We start from the raw sequence: 21,400 nt of genomic DNA on the forward strand, positions 1-21,400 counted from the left end.
TCTAGGGCGGGGCACGGACACGGGAGAGGCACGGACCCGGAAGATGCCCGGGCACGGGAGAGGGGCACCACGATCCCGGCAGTAGACTCCATCGCATGAGCGAATCCTCCGAGCACCCTGTGATCTCGACCGCGCACGTGCGCACCGACCGCCCCGCGCGCTACGCCAAGCAGCTCGTGTCGCACATGAGCCGCAAGGTGCCGGGCGTGTGGGATGCCGACACCGGCAAGGGCACGATCGAGTTCGCAGACGGGTCCGTGCTCGCCGCACTCACCGACCGCGGTGACTCCCTCGACATCGAGCTCACGGCCACCGCCGATTCCGTCGAGCGCTTCGAGGGCGTCGTCGGTCGGCACCTCGTGCGCTTCGGCTCCCGCGACGAGCTCGTGTGCACGTGGACCCGCTCGGATGACTCCCCCGGCACCGAGCAGCGCTTCACCGCCGACGCCGACTGACACGTCCGGCCCGGCCGGTGGATCCGGCCCGGCCGGTGGATCCGGCCCGGCCGATCGGCCGGTCCCGGACCGATCGGTCCCCGTCCGATCGGTCGCCGGCCTGCGACATCGGTCTGCCGCGGAGCCTGCCCGTCAGCCGGCCTGCGATTCGAGGGACTCGACGAGCTGCCCGTATCCCTCGTCGAGCTTCTGCTGCCCGTCGACAGCCATCTCCGGCACGAACGCGCCGAGGACGAAGGCATTGCCCACGGTTCCGAAGACGATGTTCACGTCGATGGCGACCCCGCCGGCCTGCGTCGTCATCGTGTATCCCGTCGCCCCTTCCGGTGCCTGGTCGTACGGGGCGATGGCAACCTCACCGGTCTCGCCCGCCGCGTTCGTCATCGTGAACTCCGCGCACCGCTCCGGCATCTGCTCCTGGGCGGCGAGCAGCTCCTCGGCGGTCTGTGCATCCTCGAGGGCCGAGCCGCCGAACATCATCCCGTTGTTCGCGATGCCGGAGACGGCTGCGCTCTCCGAGCTGCCGACGCCCGGCATGTTCTCGAGCGCCGCCCGGCACTCCGCCGGCTCGACCTTGTTCTCGTCGAGCGCCTCGTCCGCACCCTCGGTGGCCGCGGAATCGGTGACCGTGAGGTCGACGCCCTCGACGTCGATCGCCTCGATCGCGGTGCGGATCTGCGCATTGGTCACGACGGCGGAAGCGGGCTCCTCGGCGGGCTGCTCCGCCGAAGCCTCCTGACCGGGGGCGGGGTTCTCCTCGCCACCGGCCGGCTCACCCCCGCCGGAGGAGCACCCGACGAGCAGCAGGGTGCTGCCGAGTGCCATGGGAACGAGGGCCCGCAGGGAGGAGGGTGTGCGCATGGGTGTGAGTCCTTTCGCATGGGCCGACTGTCGCGGTGATGCCGACTCCAGGGTAGCCGACGCACCGCGGTCCCTGCCCCGTGAGCATGTTCCGATCCGGGAACAGCGGTGGGCTCAGATGTTCCTCCACGACAGCTCGTTCCGCTTCTTCGCCATGAGGGCGATCGCACCGAGAGAGAGCACGAGCACGCCGATCCCGATGAGGTCGAGCAGGCCGTCCGGGGTGAGGAACAGCACGGACCCCACCACCAGCGCGATCCGCAGCACCCAGGGCACGGCGACCATGAGGAAGCCCTCCGCGGCGACGGCCAGCAGGAGCACTCCGACGGTCGCGGTGACGATCACCTGGATCGCCTCGAGCACCTGCACGTCCTGCATGAGGAGCACCGGGTTGTAGACGAACACGAACGGCACCACGTACCCGGCGAGCGCGAGCTTCATCGCCGCGAAGCCGGTGCGCATCGGATCGCCTCCGGACAGCCCGGCTGCCGCGAAGGCCGCGAGCGCTACGGGCGGGGTGATGTTGGCGAAGAGCCCGAAGTAGAACACGAACATGTGCGCCGCGAGCGGCTCCACCCCGAGCTGGGTGAGCGCGGGGGCGGCCATCGTCGCGGTGATGATGTAGGCCGGGATCGACGGCAGCCCCATGCCGAGGATGATGCAGGCGAGCGCCGTCATGATGAGCGTCGGCAGCAGGAACCCGCCGCCGATCGTCACGATCGCGTTCGCGAGCTTGACCCCGAACCCGGTCTGGGTGGCGACGCCGACGATGATGCCCACGCAGGCGCACGCCACCGCGACGGACACCGCGGTGACCGCGCCGTCGCGCAGGGCGTCGATGATGTCGCCGAGGCCCATGCGCGTGGTCTTCCGGATCATCGCGACGATCACGGTGACGAAGATCGTGGTGACCGCGGCGAAGAGGATGGTGAAGCCGCTGAAGAACAGCATGTAGAGCAGGTAGGCGAGCGGGATGAGCAGGTGGCCGCGCTCCTTGAGCACGTCCATGACGAGCGGCAGGTTCTCCCGCGAGATCCCCTTGAGGCCGAGCCGGGTGGCCCGCAGGTGCACCTGCATGATGATGCCGATGTAGTAGAGCAGCGCGGGGACGATCGCGACGAGCGCGATCGTGCGGTAAGGGATGCCGAGCGTCTCGGCCATGATGAAGGCGGCCGCACCCATGATCGGGGGCAGGATCTGCCCGCCGACCGAGGCGGAGGCCTCGACGCCGCCGGCGAAGTTCGGCTTGTACCCGATCTTCTTCATCAGCGGGATGGTGAAGGCGCCGGTGGTGACGACGTTGGCGATCGCCGAACCGTTGATCGATCCGAGGAATCCCGAGGCGATGACGGCGACCTTGGCGGGCCCGCCGCGCGTCTGGCCGGCCAGTGCGAGGGCGATGTCGTTGAAGAACTGCCCCATCCCCGATTTCTGCAGGAAGGCGCCGAACAGGATGAACAGGAAGATGTAGGTCGAGGACACGCCGACGGCGGTGGAGTAGACGCCCTCGGTGGTGGTGAGCATGAAGTTGAGGATGGTGTCGAAGTCGTAGCCGCGGTGCCGGAACAGCCCGGGCATCGACCGCCCGTAGTAGTCGTAGACGATGAAGAGGACCGCGAGCGCCGGCAGGATCCAGCCGGTGAGCCGCCGGGCCCCTTCGAGGACGACGAACAGGAGCACTCCGCCCATGACCACGTCGATCATCTCGAAGCGCCCACCACGGGTGGCGATGGTCTCGTAGTTCGTCGCGAGGTAGATCGCCACCGACGCCGAGGCGGCGATGAGGATGTAGTCGAACCAGGGGACGGTGTCGCGCTTCTCCTTCTGGTACGGCCGGTAGATCGAGAAGGCGAGCACGAGGATCGCGGCGACGTGGATGCTGCGGTGGACCAGGGTGGGAGGCGCGCCGAGCAGCGCGGTCCACACGTGGTAGACCGACAGGGCGACCGCGACGATCGTCACCGGCCACTTGAGGAAGGTCGTCTCGACCTTGCGCGTGCGCGATTCGCGGTCGTACTTCTCCAGCGTCTCCTGGTCGACGACCTCGGCCTCGGCCAGGGGCTGCGGGGTGTGGCTCATGGGTCTCTTCGCTTTCAGACGACTGCCAGCTCGGCGCGGCAGTGATGGGGGACGGCTTCGGGACCGATGAGCAGGGCGCCGCCGACGACGATGCGGTGGTCGACGGTGTGGGAGTGGATCCAGCGCACTGCGTCGAAGGTGAGGTCGAGACCGCACATCCGGGTCTGGTCCCCGGAGTAGCTGACCTCCGGCGCGCTCGACGGGGTCCCCGCGCCGGTGAGGCTCATCTCGGTGCAGTCGAGGACGAGTTCTCGTCCGGCCACCCGGTAGAACTCCGTCCACGGGGTGCCGTCGACGGAGTGGATCCAGGAGAACTCGACGATGTCGCCCTGGCCCACCGGGATCCGGGCGAACTCCCGCCTGCCGGGCCGCTGCTCCCGCACCACGAGCGCGGTGACCGGGGTCGCCGAGGTCAGGAGCGGCAGTGCGAGTGCGGCGGCCAGCACCCCGCGGCGCGCGATCATCGCGATCGCGCCCCCGAGGTGCCGGCCGTCATGCTCATGGGATCAGCTGCCGGCTTCGTCGTAGTAGCGCTGCGCACCCGGGTGGATGTCGGTGACGGTGACATCGGTCGCGTTCTCGAGCGTGATGTCCTTCGCCGCGTTGTGCGTGGCGTGCACCTGGTCGATGTTGTCGAAGATCGCCTTGGTGATGTCGTAGACCGCGTCCTCGCTGAGCTCGGGGCTGGCGAGCAGGAGGTTCGGGATGGTCAGGGTCTCCGCGGCCTCGGCGGTGTCGTAGACATCGGCGGGCACCTCGCCCTCCCCGAAGTAGTCGTAGTCGTTGAGCAGGGTCTCGCGCCCCTCACCGGTGATCGGCACGACCACGACGTCCTCGGTGGTCGACAGGTCGGTCACCGCGGAGTTCGGCAGCCCGCTGGTGACGAACGCCGCCTGCACCTGCCCGTTCTTCATCTGGTCGATCGCCTCGGCGTAGGACAGGTAGTCGGCGGTGAAGTCGTCGTAGCTCATGCCGTAGGCGTCGACGACGGTGCGGGCGTTGAGCTCGACGCCGGAGTTGATATCGCCCACGGAGACGCGCTTGCCGGCCAGGTCCTCGACGGATTCGATCCCGCTGCCCTCGACGGTGATGAGCTGGAGGTACTGGTCGTAGAGGCTCGCGATCGCCGGCAGGGAGTCGACCGCGCCGTTCTCCTCGAACGGGCCCGCGCCCTCGAGCGCCTGGGTCGTGGCATCGGCCATCGCGAAGGCGACCTCTGCGCCGCCCTCGGTGAGCAGGGTGATGTTCTCCACCGAGGCGCCGGTCGCCTACACCGAGGTGGCGGAGCCGAGCTGGTCGGCGAGCAGCTCGGACATGCCGGCCCCGACCTGGTAGTAGACGCCGGAGGATCCGCCGGTGGCGATGGTGATGAATTCGGTGCCGAGGTCGCCGCCGCCCTCGGCGGATCCGTCACCTCCGCCGCTGCCGCCGCTGCCGCCTCCGCAGGCGGAGAGGACGAGTGCGGCCGAGGCCAGTCCGGCGGTGAGAAGTGTGGTGCGAGTGCGCATGATGCGGTCCGCTGTCGACGTCGGTGTCAGTTGCGATCGGTGTCGGTTGCGACCGGATTCGGTTGCGGCCGGAGCCCGGTGCGATCACTGGGATCGCGCCGGATGTGTCCGGGTGCGTCGGTCACCACTCACCCTATGAAGTAATCCCCGTCACACCCCGCAGACCTCCCGACCCGTTACGGAAGCGTTACGGCAGCGCGGGCGATACAGGCGGTGCGGGTGAAGCGGGCGGCGCACGATCGGACGGCGGGGACAGCACAGTCGGCCGGACGAGATCACTGCGCACAGCAGTCCGTGTGACTGCACCGCAGTCCGTGTGACCCGTCTCACCATGAGGGACCATCGCGCCGCTCCCCGCCGAACGTCTGTATGCTGGGCCCACGAAGTTCCGGGGACGGTGAGATTCCGTACCGGCGGTACAGTCCGCGAGCCGCTCGACCTGCAGCAGCAGGGAGATCCGGTTGACTCGGTGAGATTCCGAGACCGACAGTCAAAGTCTGGATGGGAGGAACTCGACGCGCACGGGTGTGCCGTCTCGACTTCGCAGTCGAACGCATCCCCTGCATTCATCGAACCGTTCGGTGACGATCCTCCCTCCTCCCGGTGCAGACCAGGAGGAGACAGTGGACGCAGACCGGACGGTTCCGTCGTTCCCGGAGACACAGGCGTTCCCGGAGGCCGGGGCATTCCCGGAGACACAGGCATTCCCTGAGACACGTGCGTTCCCCGGGACACGGGTGTTCCCCGGGACACGGTCACATGCAGGGACACGGGCATCACAGGAGGCGCGGGCGATGTCCGCCGCGCTCGAGGCGGCGGCCCGCGGGGAGCGCGGGGCCAACCCGCTCGTCGGCGCGGCGGTGCTCGCCGCGGACGGCACCGTGGTCACCGGCTGGCACCACGGCGCCGGCACGCCCCACGCCGAGGTCGACGCGGTGCAGCGCGCCCGCACGGCCGGCATCGACCTCTCCACCGCGACGATGGTCGTGACCCTCGAGCCCTGCAACCACACCGGGCGCAGCGGGCCCTGCTCTCAGTTCCTCCTCGACGCCGGGATCCGGCGCGTGGTCCACGCGATCGACGACCCCAACCCCCGTGCCTCCGGCGGTGCGGCCCATCTGCGCGCCCACGGGGTTGAGGTCGTCTCCGGCGTCCGGGCGGAGGAGGCCGAGCGGCTCAACGCCCGCTGGATCGCCGCCCAGCGCGCCGCGCGTCCCTATGTCACGCTCAAGCTCGCGCAGAGCCTCGACGGCCGGATCGCCGCCGCCGACGGCACGAGCCGGTGGATCACCTCGGCGGAGTCCCGCGCCCACGCCCACACCCTGCGCGCCCGGGTCGACGCGATCCTCGTGGGCACCGGCACCGCGCTCGCCGACGATCCGCGGCTCACCGCCCGCACCCGGGACGGGCGCCCCGCCGGGGCGCAGCCGCGCCCGGTGGTCATGGGGTTCCGCGAGCTCGCCGCCGGATCCCACCTCGCCCGCGATTTGCGCACCCTGCACCTGCGCACCCGCGACCCGCTCACCGCCCTGCGCGCACTCGCCGGCGCCGGGGTCGGGCACGTGCTCGTCGAGGGCGGGGCGCACATCGCCGGCGCGTTCCTCGCCGCCGGACTCGTCGACGAGCTCCACCTCTACACCGCCCCGATCCTGCTCGGCGACGGCCTGCCCGCCCTCGCCGGACTGGGCGTGGGGACGCTGACCGAGGCGCACCGCTTCGTCGCCGACCCCGCCGGGCCCGCCGCACCCGCGCGACTCGGACCCGACACCTTCCACCGCCTCGTCCCCGCCGTTGCGCACGACGGCGAGCAGAGCACCGGCGACGAGGGAGCACGCACCCCGGCGGTCATCGCGGGGACCGGGGATCCGCCCCTCTCCCCCGCGCCCACCCCCTGCCGTCGCCCACGACCCGCCCCGCCTTTCGGCGCTCTACCTGTCGAGTCACTGAAGGAGCCACCATGTTCACCGGAATCATCGAATCGCTCGGGACCGTCACCGCCGTCGACGTCCGCCCCGACGGCGGTTTCGCCCGCATCACCATCGCCGCCGGGGAGATCGTCGCCGACCTCCCGCGCGGCGGATCGCTCGCCGTCAACGGGGTGTGCCTCACCGCGGTGCCGGGCACGGGCGCGGACCACGATCCCCACGACACCCACGAACCCCACGGCACCCGGCCGGTCGGCACGGACCCCTCCGGTGTGTTCTCCGCCGAGGTCATCGGCGAGACCCTCGCGCGCACGAACCTCGGCTCCCTGCGCGCCGGCGACCGGGTCGACCTCGAGCGCTGCATGCCCGCCGGGGGCCGCTTCGACGGGCATGTGGTGCAGGGTCACGTCGACGGCGTCGGCACCATCAGCCGGTTCGACGACGAGGGCGGCTGGGTGCGGATGCGCGTCGACCTGCCCGCCGAGCTCGCACCGTACACCGCGGAGAAGGGCTCGATCGCGCTCGACGGGGCGAGCCTGACGCTCACCGCGGTGAGCGCTCCGGGCGCCTCCCCCGCCTGGGTGGAGGTCGGTCTCATCCCCGCCACTCTCGAACACACCGTGTTCGGCTCCGCGGCTGTGGGCCGGACGGTCAACGTCGAGGTCGACGTGCTCGCGAAGTACGCGGCCCGACTCCTCTCATTCACCACCGGGGGTCACACCACCCCGGACCTCGCCCCGATCGGAGACCCGTCATGACCACCCAGCTGCACGTCACGCACCCCGCAGCGCACGCCCCGGACGGGCGGGCCCAGGACCAGGCGCACCCGGTGCAGCCACGGCACCGGCCGGCCCGCACCCTCGACACCATCGACGCCGCGATCGCCGAGGTCCGCGCCGGCCGGCCGATCATCGTCGTCGACGACGAGGACCGGGAGAACGAGGGCGACCTCATCATGGCCGCCGAGCTCGCGAACCCCGCATGGATGGGGTTCATCGTCCGGCACACCTCAGGCGTGATCTGCACCCCGATGACTGCGGCACGGGCGAGCGCCCTCGAACTGCCGCCGATGACCGCGGTCAACGAGGATCCCAAGGGCACCGCCTACACCGTGTCCTGCGACGCGATCGAGCACACGAGCACCGGCATCAGCGCCGCCGATCGCGCGCGGACCGTCCGCGTGCTCGCCGAGGCCCGGCCGCGCCCGCAGGCGCTCTCCCGACCCGGGCACATCTTCCCGCTCATCGCGAAGGACGGCGGGGTGCGCGAACGGCCCGGCCACACCGAGGCGGGCGTCGAGCTCTCCCGGCTCGCCGGCCTGCAGCCGGTCTCCGTCATCGCCGAGCTCGTCCACGACGACGGCTCGATGATGCGTCTCGATGCGCTGCTCGCCTTCGGGCGGGAGCACGGGCTCGTCACCGTGTCGATCGAGGACCTCGTCGCCTGGCTCGAGGCGCACGACGACGGGGAGGCGGACGGCGGGAGCACGGCCGGTGCCGGTGCCTCGGCGTCCACCTCGACTGCCGGAGCACGGCCGGCCGCGCCGGCTCTGCCCACGCCGGTCCTGCCCGCACCGGACCTGCCCGGAACATCCCTGCCCACAGCTCCAGTGCCGGGAACGAGTCTTCCCGAGGCGGCCCCGGGCGCGCCCGTCGCGCTCCCCTCCGCCCACGGTCGGCTGCGGGCTCAGGCGTGGACGGTCGGCGGCGTCGAGCACCTCGTCATCAGCGGGGAGACGCCCGCCGGTGCGGTTCCGCTCGTCCGCCTGCACTCGGAGTGCCTGACCGGGGACGTGTTCAGCTCGCACCGGTGCGACTGCGGCGAGCAGCTCCACGTCGCACTGCGACGGATCGCGGCCGAGGGCGGAACGCTCGTCTACCTGCGCGACCACGAGGGGCGCGGGATCGGGCTGGCGAACAAGCTCGCCGCCTATGCGCTCCAGGAGCAGGGCATCGACACGGTCGATGCGAACCGGGAGCTCGGCTTCGCCGACGACGCCCGCAGCTACGCGGCCGCTGCGGCGATCCTCGCCGCGCTCGGTCTCGACCGGGTCCGGCTGCTGACGAACAATCCCGCGAAGATCGCCGCGCTCACGGCCCACGGCATCGCAGTCGAGGCGCGCGAGCCGATCGAGGTGCCCGTGCGCGTGGAGAATGCCCGCTACCTGGAGACCAAGCGGGTGCGCATGCACCACTCGCTCACCGCCGGCACAGATGGGACGGAGGCTGCGGGAGAGGCGATAGGCGCGGCGGGCGCAGCGGGCACAGCGGGCGCGGCGAGCACCGAACGCACAGGGCCCTTCGACCAGGCAGTGCCATTCGACCAGGAAGTGCCGGCCGAACAGCCAGAGCCGACCGAACGAACAGAACCCGACGAGCACACAGTGCCCACCGAACAGACAGAACCCTTCGAACAGATGGAGAGGACCGACATGGACGAACAGAGGAGAGCCGGCTGATGGCACACCACGGAGCACCGGATCTGGCACCGAGCGCGGACAGCGGACTGACGATGGCGATCGTCGCCTCGTCGTGGCACGACACGGTCATGGACGGACTCATCGCCGGCGCGCAGAAGGCGGCCGCGGAGGCCGGGATCGAAGCGAGACTCGTGCGGGTGCCGGGCAGCTTCGAGCTCCCGGTCGTGGCGCAGAGGCTCGCGGCGACGCATGATGCGGTGGTGGCGCTCGGCGTCGTCATCCGCGGCGGCACCCCGCACTTCGACTACGTGTGCACGGCCGCGACCGAGGGGCTGAATCGGGTCGCTTTCGACACCGGCACCCCCGTGGGCTTCGGGCTGCTCACCTGCGACACGGACGCGCAGGCGCTCGACCGTGCGGGCCTGCCGGATTCGCGCGAGGACAAGGGCTACGAGGCCGCGACCGCCGCCCTCGCCACCGCGGAGCTCCTCCGCACCCTCTGACCCGAGAGTGCAATTTTTGATGGTTTCTGGGAAGAGATCCTCCAGAGATTGCACTCTCGAGCAGCCGCCGGTGGGCCCGGAGCCTCACGTCAGGTAGTCGAACTCCCCGGACACCCAGGCGATGTAGCGCTGTGCCGACTCCTCGACCGCGGCCTTCCCGCCCGAGCGGAGCTGCTGGCCGAAATTGCCGTACATCCGGTCGAAGTCGAGGTCGGCCACGGCGTCGGCCATGCGCCGGACGACGGCGCCGGACAGCGGCAGGTAGTTGGGGAAGCTCCGCATGAAGGTCACCCATCCGCTGCGCACGACCGGGCTGATGGTGTCGCCACCGAGGAACACCCCGACGCCGTCCTCCGGCGAGCGCCACACCGCGATCGAGCTGCCGGAGAAATGCCCGCCGATCTGCCGCACGAGCACGCCCGGGACCGGCTCGATCTGCCGGTCGTACTCGACGAGCGGACTCGCGCCGGCACCCGCCTCGGCCGGCCCCTCCGCCTCGGCAGTCTCCGTGTCACCCGGCGCGCCCGTACCCGCCCCGACACCCGCATCCGCCCGGGTGCGGCGCTGCACCCAGCCGGCGTCCGCGCGGGACACGAACACCGGGGCGTCGTCGAAGGCCGCGCTCCACTCGAGCTGCATGCCGTACATGTGCGGGTGGCTCGCGACGATCGCCGCCACCCCGCCGAGCTCGGCCACTGCGGCGACCGCCTCGGCGTCGAGGTAGGGCGGGACGTCGAACAGCAGGTTCCCCTGTTCCGTCCGGGCGAGGTAGCAGGTCTGGCCGATGCCCAGGCGCGGCACCACGCGCAGCGCGTGCAGGCCGGGTTCGACCTCGCGGATCGTCACCGCGTGGCCGGCGGCTTCGAGCTCGGAGCGGCGCGCCCACTCCTGCCCCGAGCGCGGTACGAACTGGCGCTCGTCGGCGCAGACGGGACACACCTCGGGCACGGGCGCGGAGAACTCGACGCCGCAGGTGGCGCAGATCGTGACTTCGGCGGGCTGCCAGTTCGTCATGGTCCGAGTGTAGGCCCGGCCCCGGTTCCCGGTCATCGCCCGAGTGCCGAGTCCACTGCCCTGAGTGGCCTGCTGCGCTGAGCCGCCCACACCCCTGAGCCGCCCACACCCCTGAGCCGCCCACTGCAATGAGCCGCCTGCTGCGCTGGGCCCGGCAACCCGCGCCCCTGTCACCCCTGCCGCCCCGAGCAGCCCCGCTACGCTGACCGTATGCGGACCCTGATCTTCGCGCCGGTGACGTTCAATCTCGCCGAGACCACCCGGATGATCGTCATCGCCCGGGCGCTCGGCCCCGAGTGGCGCGCGATCTTCCAGGTCTACGAGGACCCGTACACGCACCTCATCCGCGACGCCGGGTTCGAGGTGCGCAGGCTCGCCCCCGTGCTGACACCGGATCAGCAGGCGCAGGCGCTCGCGCTCGACCAGGGCCGCTCGATCCGCCACCCGTTCAGCACCCGGCTGGTGCGCGCCCGCGTCGCCGCCGAACGGCGCCTCATCCGACAGACCGAGGCCGAGGCGGTCGTCATGGGCACGAACGTCACCTCGCTGATCTCCGCCCGGGCCGAGGCGGTGCCGCTGTTCTACGCCGTTCCCTTCGCGCTCACCCGCCCGCACGTCGAGCAGACGGCCCGGTTGGGACTCGCCCCCGGGAGCGGTCCGCTGCCCGGCGCCGTCGATGCAGAGCCCGGCGTCCCCGATGCGGTGCCGGGCGCCCTCGATGCGGTGTCCAGTGCGGTGCGCGGTGCGCTCGATGCGGCGGGGTCGGCCGCCTTCCGGCTCGTCTACGACCGGCTGCCGATCGCGCCGCGCGCCTTCACCGCCGTCGCCCGGGAGGTCGGGGTCCCTCCCCTGCGCACCGGGGCCGCGCTGTTCGAGAACGACATCAACCTCCTCACCGTCATGGGTTCCGAGCTCGCCGGGTACTCCCTGCCGGCCGGGTACCGCCGGGTGGGGCCGATCTTCGCCGAGCTGCCCGGTGAGGTGCCCCCAGTGGTCCGGGAGCTCGCCGCCGGCCCGCGCCCGCTCGTATATCTGGCGCTCGGCTCCTCGGGAGACCGCCGCACCGTGCTCGCCGCCGTCGCATCGCTCGCCCGCCTCGACGTCGAGGTCGTCGCGCCCGTCCGGCACCTCCTCGAGCCCGGGGACGAGTCGGAGCTGCCGGAGCGCGTGCACCTGGTCGACCTGCTGCCGGCACACCGCCTGGGCGGGCTCGTCGACGCCGCGGTGATCCACGGCGGGCAGGGCACGGTGCAGACGGCGTGCGCCACCGGGGTGCCGTTTGTCGGGATGGGGATGCAGCCCGAGCAGTCGTGGAACATCGCGGTGTGCGCTCGGGATGGCAATGCCATCGCGCTCCCCCGCCGGGCCGCCGGGACCCGCAGGCTCACCGAAGCGGTCCGCGCGCTGCTCACGGACCCGCGCTACCGGCAGGCGGCGGACCGGGTGCAGGCGGAGTTCGCGGCGGAGGACGGAGCGGCGGCCGCGGTGGCCGCGATCGAAGAGGTGCTCGGCGCCGCCGGGTGAGGAGTAGTCAGGCGAGGGGTCGTCAGTTGACGTCGCTCCCGAGGCGGGTGGCGCCGGGGTCGAGGTGGCCGGCGCCTCGGCGCCCTGTCCCACCTCGGCACCGTGTCCCACCTCGGGACCCGATCACAGATCACACCTCGGCGGCGGGTCAGCGCACCGTCCAGCGCGGCTCGCGCTTCTCGAAGAACGCGCGGATCCCCTCTTCCCGGTCGGGGGAAGCCCACAGGGTCTGCGAGGCGCGGTCGGTGAGCGGCCACAGCGGCTCCTCGGCGAGGTCGCGCGCCTCGATGAGCGCCCGGGTGGTCTCCGCGACGGCGACCGGGGAGTTCGCGGTGATGCGTCCGGCGAGCTCGAGCGCCCCGGCGAGCGCGTGCCCGGGCTCGGTCACCGTGTTGACGAGGCCGAGCTCGACGGCGCGCGGCGCGGAGATCGGGTCGCCGGTGAGGAGCATCTCGGTGGCGGCAGTGGCCGGCAGTTTTGCGGGGGTGCGGAAGAACGCACCGCAGTTCGCCACCACGCCGCGCTTGACCTCGGGCAGACCGAAGCGGGCGTCGCGGGCGGCGACGACGAGATCGCAGGCCAGCACCATCTCGAACCCGCCGCCGAGGGCGAATCCCTCCACCGCGGCGATGACGGGCACGCTGCGCCGGCGCCGGACGAAGCCGTAGGAGCCGCCGTCCGGGGTCTTCGGCGAGGTGCCCTCGCTGAGGTCGGTGCCGGCGGAGAAGTACCCGCCCGCCCCGGTGAGGACGATGACGCGGACGGAGGCGGTCGCCTCGGCGATGGCGAAGGCCCGGTCGAGCGCGTCGGCGAGCTCCTGGTTCACTGCGTTGCGCCGTTCGGCGCGGCGCAGCGTGAGCGTCATGATCCCGTCGTGGATCTCGACCTGCAGCGGGGCGTCGGAGGGGAACTCCCTGGTGGCAGCGCCCGAGGAGCCCGGCGACGACGTGTCGGTGGATGAGGCGCTGGTGGACGAGGCCCCTCGTGACGAGGCGTCCGCGGACGGGGAGCTCGATGGCGAAGTGTTCGATGGAGAGGAGTTCGATCGAGAGGTGCTGGGGTCGGACACGGCAGACCTCCTTGTAGGCGTGAACGTCGTCAGTCTATCGGCACCGGTCATCAGGGCCTGGGCGTCTGCTGTCAGGTCTCGGGGACCGCGCCAGGTCGCACGCGCTGACATCGCAAACTCCGGCGAAAACGCTCTCAGGAACCTTCCGAGATCGAGGTCTCAGCGGGAGAGGATCCGGTCAAGGGCGAGGTTCGCATCGATCAGCGGACCGACGAACCGGGACGGCCCCCCGGTGTGGTCGAGGTGCGCGAACCGCTCGGGGTTCCAGTCGAGCTCCGGCTCCCGCCCGGTGGCAACCGCCTCGGACGCGATGAGCAGCGCGCGCAGGTGGGTGTCGAGCGCGCTGTGCCCGTGCTCCGGCAGCGCGACGAGTCGACCCTGCGGTGCGAGGCGGACGATCTCCTCGGCCACGGGGCGGGGTGTGCGCAGGTCGCGGTCACCGGACAGCGCGACGACGGGGAAGTCGAAGCCCGGCAGCGCCGCCGGCAGGTCGTAGGGCTCGCCGACGTAGTCGGAGTACTGCGCCCGGATCGCCTCGAACTCGTGCGTCTGGTCGAAGATCCGGCCGTCGCCGGCGGCGAAGAAGCTCAGCTCGCGGAACGCGATCTCGCCGACGAGGTCGAACTCCATGAAGTAGGGCAGCCCGTCGCCCATGTCGCCGGAACCGGCCTTGTCGAGGAACGCGAGCGTGCGCTTCGCCCGGCCGAGCCTGACCTGGTTGAGGAAGCGGTCGAGCACCTGCGGCCCGGCGAACTCGAAGATGATCCGCACATCGCGGCCGAGCGTGAGCTCGTCGACGTCGCCGGAGGTCACGAGGTCGTGGACCTTCGCCGCGAGCAGCCGTGTCTCCCGCGACCCCGCGGTGCCGTGGAACAGCAGGTCGCGCGAGTACTCGCGGGCGACCTTCTCGCCCGTCGCGGCGAGCATCGGGGAGTCGAGGACGAGGCCCGCGACCCGTTCGGGGTGCTCGACGGCGAAGGCCTGGGCGAGGTAGGTGCCGTAGGACGAGCCCACGATGACCGCCCGCTCGATGTGCTCGGCGTCGAGCACCGCAGCGATGTCCTCAGCGGCGAGCGCGACGGAAAGCGCCTCGCGGGGCAGGTCGTCTCCGTCGAGGTCGCGGCGGGAGAGCCCGACTCCGCGGTGCTCGATCATGATGACCTCGAGGCCGCGCGCCGCCGCCTGCTTCCGCACCTCACCGTAGGGCAGCGCCGAGGCGAGGCCGGGCCCGCCGGGGAGGATGACGAGGGGGAAGGACGCCGCGCCCGAGGCCGGCGCCACCGGGTCCGGTGACCTCCGATAGGTGTCCGGGCCGGTGCGCACGTAGTGGAGCTCGAACTCGGGCCCGGTCGAGGAGGCGGCTGGCGCCTCGGCGGGTGGTGGGGAGGACAGCGGAGATCCCGCCGCCGAGCGCGGGTCGCGGGTGCCGATCGGGCGGCGGATCGAGCGGAGGCCGGGCGTGCGCAGCGCCTGTCGGCGCATGGTCGCTGATCTGTCCATCCGGCCAGTCTAGGAGGTCGACCTGGACGGTGTTCGAGTGCGGCATCGGCGCCCGGCGGCCTCAGTCGAGGAGGTCGACCTCGCCCACGGTGTCGGCGGCGAACCCGCGGAGCAGCCGGGCATAGCGGCGAGGGTGCTCGAAGTGGAAGCTGTGTCCGGAGTCGACCCGCTCGAATCGCACGTCGGGGATGAGGTCGCGCGCCTGCTCCGCGTCCTCGCCGCTCATCGCCGCCATGAGCACGCCGTCCTCGTCGCGGAACCAATTGCAGTGGATGAGGAGGGTGGGCGTGCTGATCGCGGCGAGAGTGAGCGCGTGGTCGAAATGGTCGTGGAAGCTGCCGTCGAAGAAGGCCTGTCCGAACCGCGGGTCGTAGTCGCCCATCCCGCGGAAGTACTCGTTGAGCACCGGCGGCATGAGCGCCCAGCGCACGGGCCGCGCGGGGTCGGCGGCTCGCTGGGCGAGTGCCTGGGCGCGCATGCGCGGGCCGAGGTCGCCGAACATGTCGAGCATGGGGGTGTGCTCGGCGTAGAAGGCGACGAAATCCGCGGCGCGCGGGCCTGCTTCGGACGGGTCTGCCGCGGGCTGGTCTGCCGCGGACGGATCTGCCGCAGGCGGACCGGGCGGGCCGGAGCCCGGGGAGTGCTGCGCGAGGTAGGCGTGGGCGGTGGTCGCCAGGTCGACGTGGTTCGCGGTCTTCTCCGCGGCCGGCAGCACCGAGGAGAAGAACGGAGGGTCCTCGAGCACGAGCGCGGCGACCACCTCGGGCCGGGACGCGGCGAGCCAGGCGGCGATGAGCCCGCCCGAGGAGTGCCCGGAGACGATGGCCTGCTCGCCGACGACCCCGGCGATGAAGTCGGCGAACAGCTCCCCGAGCACCGCGCCGGAGTAGAGCTCGGGGTCGTGCTCGGACCCGCCGTGGCCGGGGATGTCGACGACGTAGACATGGAAGTCGCGGGAGAGGTCGCGCATGACGCGGGCGTAGTTCCACAGGTCGCTCACCTGGCCGGGCAGGAGCACGAGAGCCGGGCCGGCGTCGGGGCCCTCGGCGAACCGGATCCCGTGTCCGTTGATCATCGTCGTGCGGAGGGTGAAGCCGGCGCGTTCGGCGCGTGCCCGGTCGAGCCGGGCGTGGGTGGTGTTGCGGAGGACGTAGGTGCCGGCGGTGAGGGCGAGAACACCGGCGAGGGCCCCGGCGGTCCGGGCGGCGATCGGGAGGAGGCTGGACTTCGGGCGGGCGGTGGCCGACATGGCGGGCCTTTCGCTGGAGATCGAGTCACGAGCAGACTATCGAACGCGAACCGGTCACGGATCGGGAATCGCGTCGGCCGCGAATCGGGGATGAGAACTCCCGCGGGTTGGACTTCGCACTCGGGGTGCAGCGGCCCGCGGGTTCGGCCCCGCACCGACCGTCAATCCTCGAACCGAGGCACCCCGCGCTGAAACCGCAGAGAACGGCGGATCGGCGCTCAGGGACCTTCCGAAATCGAGGTTTCAGCACGGGGCGGGAGGCGAACGCCGGGGAATGAGAGATGGCTCGCGGGGCTGACAGGACCGCGGCCCGGTGGCAGGCTGGGTGGATGGATGAGCAGACGTTCCCCCGCCTCCGCTCCACCGTGCTCGATGCCGAGGACCACCGTGGACTCGCGGAGTTCTACCGCGCGCTCCTGGGGTGGCCGTACCGCCCGGGCGACGAGCCGGGCGGGAAGCACGACGGGGAGTTCCTCATCCTCGTCTCGCCCGACGGTCAGCGGCTCGCGTTCCAGCCGACCGAGCACCTGCCGCGCTCGACCTGGCCGAGCACCGAGGTGCACCAACAGCTCCACCTCGACTTCACCGTCGAGGACACCGCGCAGCTCGAGCGGCACCGCTCGCGGGCGCTCGAGCTCGGTGCCCGGCAGATCGAGGACGGCCGGGCCGACCCGGACGAGCCGATCGTGATCTTCACCGATCCCGCCGGCCACCCGTTCTGCATCTTCGTCGGCTAGGTCGTGATCATGGTGGTGCTCGCGATCGTGGTTGTCGTCGGGCTCGGTGTGGGTGTGGGAGTGGCTCTGCCGGCCGCCGCTCCCGGGGTCAACGTGCGGAGACATGCCGCCAGCATACCTGCATATCTTCGCAACTATGCGGGGACGTTAAGCTGAGGCCATGGATGTCCGATCGCAGGTGCAGGTGCCCGATGGTCCTCATGCCCGGCTGGCCAGCGAGTCGTTCCGGATTCTGGCCGATCCGACACGGGTGCGGATCATGTGGGTGCTTCTGCAGGAGGAGTGCAACGTCACAAGACTGGCCGAACTGATCGAGGCGTCGCCGACGGTGGTCAGCCAGCATCTGGCGAAGCTGCGGGCCGCGAACCTGGTGCAGACCCGACGGGCAGGAACGTTCGTCTACTACTCCGCCAGTGACGCGCACGTGCACCGGCTGCTGTCCGAGGTGCTGTCGTATGCCGAGCACCAGTCCGGGGCCGCTCACGGACGGGATCCCCACACTTACACCTCTTGAGCCTGTCGGATCGCAGCTGTCTACCTTCTACTCCCGTGAGGTCCGACCGAACAATGGCGGTGACAATCAGCCGATGACGGCCAGGAGGTCAGCGCAGGCCTGTTCGCAGCGGCGGCATGCTTCAGCGCAGACCCGGCAGTGCTCGTGCATGTCGGCGTGTTTCTCGCACTCGGCTGCGCATGCTGCGCATGCTGTCCGGCAGGATTCGAGGACGGCTTTAACGGTGGCGAGGTTTTGCCCGGTACGGCGGCTGAGGATGCTGCCCGTGGTTGCGCAGATATCGGCGCAGTCGAGGTTGAGACGGATGCAGTTGCGCAGGTCTGCGACCATGTCTTCGGCCAGACAGTCGTCGGCACAGGCGGTGCAGGTCTGGGCGCATTCGAAACAGGCGGCGATGCAGTCGGCCAGTTTTTGGACGTCGAGGTCAGTGGTGCCGTTGGGATGGGTTTCGATCATCGAGCTGATGTGCGTCATCGGAGTGCTCCTTCTTCTCCCAGTCGTCGGTACCGGAAAAATGCCCGGTCCATGTTCGACGCTAGTGATCCGCCGCGGGCGAGCACAGCCCCTGACGACCGATCTTCGCAGAATCTTCACAGTGGCGCGGACTCGTGCAGACGTGCGGGGCAGGGTCGCTTCGGCTGCCGACCTTATTCGTGGTTGCTGCTAGGGCGTGTCTGACAATGATGTGGTTCGCTGGCTGAGAGCCTGGGAGCATGTCGAGATTCCAACTGCTCACGGATGCTCAATGGTCTCTGATCGCTGACTTGCTGCCTGCTCCGACCGGCCGCAGGGGCCGGCCCTTCGCTGATGCCCGCCAGATGGTCGAGGGCATCATCTACCGCTACCGATGCGGGATCGCCTGGCGGGACCTGCCCGAGACGTTCGGCAAGTGGCAGACGGTATGGACCTGGCATCGCCGGATGGCCGGCGACGGCACCTGGGACACCGCGCTGGCCCGCTTGACCGCTCACGCTGACGCTGCCGGCGAGCTCGACTGGTCGCTGTCGGTGGACTCCACGATCGCGCGTGCTCATCAACACGCAACGAACATCACGCGCCTAAAAAAGGGATTCGTCGAACTACACGAATCCGGACGTCGAGCCGCCTGACCACGCGTTGGGCCGGTCCCGGGGTGGGCTGTCGACGAAGACCCATCAGCTCGTCGACGGCCACGGACTGCCGTTGGTCACCGTGTGCACCGCCGGCCAGGACGGCGACTGCCCGATGCTCATCCCGCTCATGGATCAGCTGCGGGTCCAGCGCCCCGGACTCGGTAGCGCCCGCACCCGGCCGACAGCACTGCTGGGCGATAAGGCGTACTCCTCGCGGGCCAATCGTGCCTACCTGCGCAGCCGCCGGATTGAAGCAGTCATCCCCGAGCCGAAAGATCAACAGGGCCACCGCAAGCGCCGCGGCTCCAAGGGCGGCAGGCCGCCGAAGTTCGACGCCGAGAAGTACCGGGGCAGGAACGTCATCGAGCGCGGCTGCAGCCGCCTGAAGCAGTGGCGGGCCCTGGCCACCCGCTACGACAAACTCGCCATCGTCTACCGCGCAGCAGTCGTACTCAACGCGGCTATTGCGTGGCTACACCATTGATCGGACACGCCCTAGCGGAATCCCGCCTGCACGAGGGTCTTCTTCGGAACGAGGATCATCATCGGGCAGGGCATCGTCGGATGATGATCCTCAGCGGCAATTCCCCGTGTGCGCTTCGCACCACGGGGTCGTGCCCGGGAAGCGGGCGCGGTTGCGCGCGACCCACTGATAGGCGCGATCGAGCAGCTGTTCGACGCCGGGGGTCCGGGCCACCCGCTCGAGCGGGCCGCGCCTCCCGGCTCTATCGACACGGTCGTCCGGGCCGGGCCCGAGGGGCCCACCGGATCCGTGCCGCGCACGGGATTCGAGGCGCGCACCGGGCCCGAGGCCCGTTCGGGATCCGAAGCCCGCTCTGGATCCGATGAGTGTGTCGAGGATCGCGGCGACGGCCTGCGCACCTCCGGCCCGCTCGCCTCCGGGGCCGATGGCCCACAGCTGGTACTCCGCCTGCGCGCGGGTGACGCCCCAGCGCTCCCGCACCCCGGGCACCTGGTGTGCGAGGAACGTGATCCGTCCGTGGGTGTCGCGTGCCTCGACGGCATTCACGCAGCGGGTGCAGAACCCGCAGTGGCCGTCGAAGAGCACGGTGAGCGCAGCGGGCCGAACGCTGCGATCCGCGCGATCCACGGCAGATCGATCCGCTGCGGGCCGGGCCGCTGCAGACCGATCCTCGGAGGACTCCACCTCCGCACCACTCGCGGTCATCGCACTCCGGACTTCTTCATCCGGTTCGCTCCGACGATCCAGAGGATGATGCCGATGATGAGGATGAGTCCGCCGACCACGGCCGCCATCGAACCGCCGACGACTCCGAGCACCCCGCCGGCGATTGCGCCGCCGGACACGCTGGGTGCGACGAGCACCTCGGGGTTCGAGCAGGTGAGCTCATAGGTGCCGGCCTCGGTGGTCGTGAAGCCGCCGTTCGACTGATACTGGGCGCCCTCGTGGGTGAAGTTCGTGTTGATCGGGTTCTCGATCGGGTGCACCTCGGCCTGGCCGGGCGGGTATACAGTGCACACCGCCGGCGCCGCGCCGTCGGGCACGTAGAGGTAGAGGTCCTCGTCCGCCTCGGCGGTCACGGTGCCGCTGGACACGATGGTCGTCATCCGGTCCTCGCTCGGCACCGCGTTGCCGAACCCGATCACGCCGGTGACGATCGCCGCGATGATGCCGACGACGGTGATCGCGAGGCCGGTCCAGGTCAGCCCCTGCCCCCAACGCTTCATCTTCCGGCCCGGCTGCGGGCCGTAGCCGTGTCCGGGGGCACCGGAGTGGTTCGCTCCCGGGCTGCCGGCACCGGGTCCGGGAGGCGGTGCACCCTGCCCACCCTGCGGCGGAGCGCTCTGAGGCGGAACACCCTGGGGCGGCCCTCCGGCGGACGACCCACCGAACTGTGGCCCTCCGAACTGTGGATCGGACGGTTGCTGGTTGGGAGGCGGGGGAATGCTCATGTCACCTTCTCGGTCTCGCGGGCCTGGTGGGATTGCACTCCGCTCATTCTCTCCCGCCTCGACGGAGGTGTCACACACATGCGGCACGAATGGCGGCAAACCCGAGGGGAGCGGCGGGTTATCCCGAATGCACCGCATCTCCCCTCGTCACCGGCCTGCACCTCGCCTCGGGCGGATGACGAAGACGACCGAACGCTGTGCCCGGACGAACGCACTCGGAGAAGCGCCGACGGACGAGCACCGCACCCGGGTGCGCACCGCGCCCGGGTGCGCACCGCGCCCGGGTGCGCACCGCGCCGGGCTGGCACCGCGCCCGGACCGACACCGTCAGACGAGCACGGAGAGCACGGTGAGAGTGACCGTCGTCCACACGACATGGGCGGTCACCGCCGCCACCACCCGACCGGTCCAGGCGCGCAGCCACGCGAAGGGCACGCCGAGCACCACGGTGGCGACGACGAGGGCGGGGTTGATCGTGGCGCAGGTGATGATCGCGTAGATCACCGTCGACCACAGGACGGGGCGACGGCGGAACAGGGCGAACACTCCCCCACGGAAGGCGAGCTCCTCCGTGGCCCCGACGAGCAGCGCGGTGATGAAGACCGGAGTGAAGTTCTCGGCGCGGATCGGACCGAGGACGCCGACGATGAGGTCCGCGGTCCAGGGCAGGAGCGAGAGCACCCATGCGCCGATGATGCTCACGATGCCGACGGCGAAGCCGCCCAGTGCACCGAGCCCGATCGCGCGGCCGAGCGAGGCCCGTTCCGCGGAAGTGCGCCCGTCTCGGATCGCGAGCCCGGCGATGTACACCGCGACCCAACAGGCGGCGAGCACGAACGAGAACTGGAAGAAGAGCGCGGTATCATATCCGACGACGAACGTGCCGTAGAGGAACCCGGCGCCGATGAGCAGGCACAGGGCGATGACCGCGACGGCCGCCCACGGCGGGCGGCGGTCGACGGGGGCCTCCGGGTGCTGCGCGTGCGCCACACCGTC

At 70.9% G+C, this 21,400-nt stretch carries 21 protein-coding genes, 1 pseudogene and 1 riboswitch; of the genes and pseudogenes, 9 read left to right on the top strand and 13 right to left on the bottom strand.

Annotation, left to right across the window (positions count from 1 at the left end):
- The first annotated feature begins 95 nt into the window (after nt 1–95).
- A complete protein-coding gene (locus FDF13_RS02075) occupies nt 96–455 on the top strand; it encodes a DUF2218 domain-containing protein (RefSeq protein ID WP_137318242.1) in 360 nt (119 codons plus the stop codon).
- A 132-nt stretch (nt 456–587) separates the two neighbouring features.
- On the opposite strand, the gene FDF13_RS02080 is transcribed toward FDF13_RS02075, so the two are convergent.
- The 5 genes from FDF13_RS02080 to FDF13_RS14940 form a co-directional block, all read right to left on the bottom strand.
- A complete protein-coding gene (locus FDF13_RS02080) occupies nt 588–1,316 on the bottom strand; it encodes a hypothetical protein (RefSeq protein WP_137318243.1) in 729 nt (242 codons plus the stop codon).
- 114 nt (nt 1,317–1,430) lie between these two features.
- Nucleotides 1,431–3,395 carry a TRAP transporter permease gene (locus tag FDF13_RS02085; RefSeq protein ID WP_137318244.1) on the bottom strand — a complete coding sequence of 655 codons (1,965 nt, stop codon included), beginning with the start codon at nt 3,393–3,395 and terminating at the stop codon, nt 1,431–1,433.
- A gap of 14 nt (nt 3,396–3,409) precedes the next feature.
- On the bottom strand, nt 3,410–3,859 hold the full coding sequence (locus FDF13_RS02090; protein ID WP_137318245.1) for a DUF1850 domain-containing protein: 450 nt from the start codon (nt 3,857–3,859) through the stop codon (nt 3,410–3,412).
- Between the two features lie 42 nt (nt 3,860–3,901).
- On the bottom strand, nt 3,902–4,648 hold the full coding sequence (locus tag FDF13_RS02095) for a TAXI family TRAP transporter solute-binding subunit (RefSeq protein WP_217494881.1): 747 nt from the start codon (nt 4,646–4,648) through the stop codon (nt 3,902–3,904).
- 15 nt (nt 4,649–4,663) lie between these two features.
- On the bottom strand, nt 4,664–4,903 hold the full coding sequence (locus tag FDF13_RS14940) for a hypothetical protein (RefSeq protein ID WP_217494882.1): 240 nt from the start codon (nt 4,901–4,903) through the stop codon (nt 4,664–4,666).
- 380 nt (nt 4,904–5,283) lie between these two features.
- Nucleotides 5,284–5,420, top strand: a riboswitch (FMN riboswitch).
- 277 nt (nt 5,421–5,697) lie between these two features.
- Between FDF13_RS14940 and ribD the strand changes: the two are divergent.
- The 4 genes and pseudogenes from ribD to ribH form a co-directional block, all read left to right on the top strand.
- Nucleotides 5,698–6,561, top strand: a pseudogene (ribD, locus tag FDF13_RS02100) (bifunctional diaminohydroxyphosphoribosylaminopyrimidine deaminase/5-amino-6-(5-phosphoribosylamino)uracil reductase RibD); the annotation flags it as partial.
- Between the two features lie 299 nt (nt 6,562–6,860).
- Nucleotides 6,861–7,586, top strand: a complete 726-nt coding sequence (locus tag FDF13_RS02105; RefSeq protein ID WP_137318246.1) for a riboflavin synthase — start codon at nt 6,861–6,863, stop codon at nt 7,584–7,586.
- Nucleotides 7,583–9,286 (top strand): 3,4-dihydroxy-2-butanone-4-phosphate synthase, encoded by a 1,704-nt coding sequence (ribB, locus tag FDF13_RS02110; protein WP_137318247.1) that lies wholly within the window; start codon nt 7,583–7,585, stop codon nt 9,284–9,286. Before FDF13_RS02105 ends, ribB begins: the two co-directional genes overlap by 4 nt.
- Nucleotides 9,286–9,750, top strand: a complete 465-nt coding sequence (gene ribH / locus FDF13_RS02115) for a 6,7-dimethyl-8-ribityllumazine synthase (RefSeq protein WP_137318248.1) — start codon at nt 9,286–9,288, stop codon at nt 9,748–9,750. Before ribB ends, ribH begins: the two co-directional genes overlap by 1 nt.
- A gap of 84 nt (nt 9,751–9,834) precedes the next feature.
- Here ribH and FDF13_RS02120 read toward each other — a convergent pair whose 3' ends face one another.
- Nucleotides 9,835–10,764 carry a hydrolase gene (locus FDF13_RS02120; RefSeq protein WP_137318249.1) on the bottom strand — a complete coding sequence of 310 codons (930 nt, stop codon included), beginning with the start codon at nt 10,762–10,764 and terminating at the stop codon, nt 9,835–9,837.
- Between the two features lie 210 nt (nt 10,765–10,974).
- Here FDF13_RS02120 and FDF13_RS02125 point away from each other — a divergent pair, with 210 nt between their 5' ends.
- Nucleotides 10,975–12,288: a glycosyltransferase gene (locus FDF13_RS02125; protein ID WP_137318250.1), complete on the top strand. Its 1,314-nt coding sequence runs from the start codon at nt 10,975–10,977 to the stop codon at nt 12,286–12,288.
- Between the two features lie 148 nt (nt 12,289–12,436).
- On the opposite strand, the gene FDF13_RS02130 is transcribed toward FDF13_RS02125, so the two are convergent.
- The 3 genes from FDF13_RS02130 to FDF13_RS02140 form a co-directional block, all read right to left on the bottom strand.
- Entirely contained in the window at nt 12,437–13,153 is a 717-nt protein-coding gene (locus FDF13_RS02130) for an enoyl-CoA hydratase-related protein (RefSeq protein ID WP_217494883.1), read from the bottom strand.
- A 363-nt stretch (nt 13,154–13,516) separates the two neighbouring features.
- Nucleotides 13,517–14,857 (bottom strand): alpha/beta fold hydrolase, encoded by a 1,341-nt coding sequence (locus FDF13_RS02135; protein WP_137318252.1) that lies wholly within the window; start codon nt 14,855–14,857, stop codon nt 13,517–13,519.
- 61 nt (nt 14,858–14,918) lie between these two features.
- Entirely contained in the window at nt 14,919–16,106 is a 1,188-nt protein-coding gene (locus tag FDF13_RS02140; RefSeq protein WP_137318253.1) for an alpha/beta fold hydrolase, read from the bottom strand.
- A 329-nt stretch (nt 16,107–16,435) separates the two neighbouring features.
- Here FDF13_RS02140 and FDF13_RS02145 point away from each other — a divergent pair, with 329 nt between their 5' ends.
- Together FDF13_RS02145 and FDF13_RS02150 are read left to right on the top strand one after the other, a co-directional pair.
- Nucleotides 16,436–16,843, top strand: coding sequence for a VOC family protein (locus FDF13_RS02145; RefSeq protein ID WP_137318254.1), 408 nt, complete (start codon nt 16,436–16,438; stop codon nt 16,841–16,843).
- 160 nt (nt 16,844–17,003) lie between these two features.
- Entirely contained in the window at nt 17,004–17,357 is a 354-nt protein-coding gene (locus FDF13_RS02150; protein WP_137318255.1) for a metalloregulator ArsR/SmtB family transcription factor, read from the top strand.
- Nucleotides 17,358–17,423: 66 nt separating this feature from the next.
- Here FDF13_RS02150 and FDF13_RS02155 read toward each other — a convergent pair whose 3' ends face one another.
- The gene (locus FDF13_RS02155) at nt 17,424–17,831 is read right to left on the bottom strand and encodes a four-helix bundle copper-binding protein (protein ID WP_137318256.1); all 408 of its coding nucleotides are present in this window, start codon (nt 17,829–17,831) and stop codon (nt 17,424–17,426) included.
- Nucleotides 17,832–18,070: 239 nt separating this feature from the next.
- Between FDF13_RS02155 and FDF13_RS02160 the strand changes: the two genes are divergently transcribed.
- Nucleotides 18,071–18,953 (top strand): IS5 family transposase gene (locus FDF13_RS02160; RefSeq protein WP_175406811.1). Its coding sequence is split into 2 segments (ribosomal slippage): nt 18,071–18,427 and nt 18,429–18,953, totalling 882 coding nucleotides; the frame shifts between segments, so codons are not numbered across the junction.
- A gap of 90 nt (nt 18,954–19,043) precedes the next feature.
- On the opposite strand, the gene FDF13_RS02165 is transcribed toward FDF13_RS02160, so the two are convergent.
- The 3 genes from FDF13_RS02165 to FDF13_RS02175 form a co-directional block, all read right to left on the bottom strand.
- On the bottom strand, nt 19,044–19,580 hold the full coding sequence (locus FDF13_RS02165) for a thiol-disulfide oxidoreductase DCC family protein (RefSeq protein WP_175406812.1): 537 nt from the start codon (nt 19,578–19,580) through the stop codon (nt 19,044–19,046).
- A gap of 74 nt (nt 19,581–19,654) precedes the next feature.
- On the bottom strand, nt 19,655–20,179 hold the full coding sequence (locus FDF13_RS02170; protein WP_137318258.1) for a hypothetical protein: 525 nt from the start codon (nt 20,177–20,179) through the stop codon (nt 19,655–19,657).
- 552 nt (nt 20,180–20,731) lie between these two features.
- A complete protein-coding gene (locus tag FDF13_RS02175; protein WP_175406813.1) occupies nt 20,732–21,394 on the bottom strand; it encodes a CPBP family intramembrane glutamic endopeptidase in 663 nt (220 codons plus the stop codon).
- Between the last annotated feature and the right edge of the window lie 6 nt (nt 21,395–21,400).

Origin of the sequence: Brevibacterium sp. CS2 (assembly GCF_005280295.1) — a bacterium.
Lineage (GTDB): Bacteria > Actinomycetota > Actinomycetes > Actinomycetales > Brevibacteriaceae > Brevibacterium > Brevibacterium pityocampae.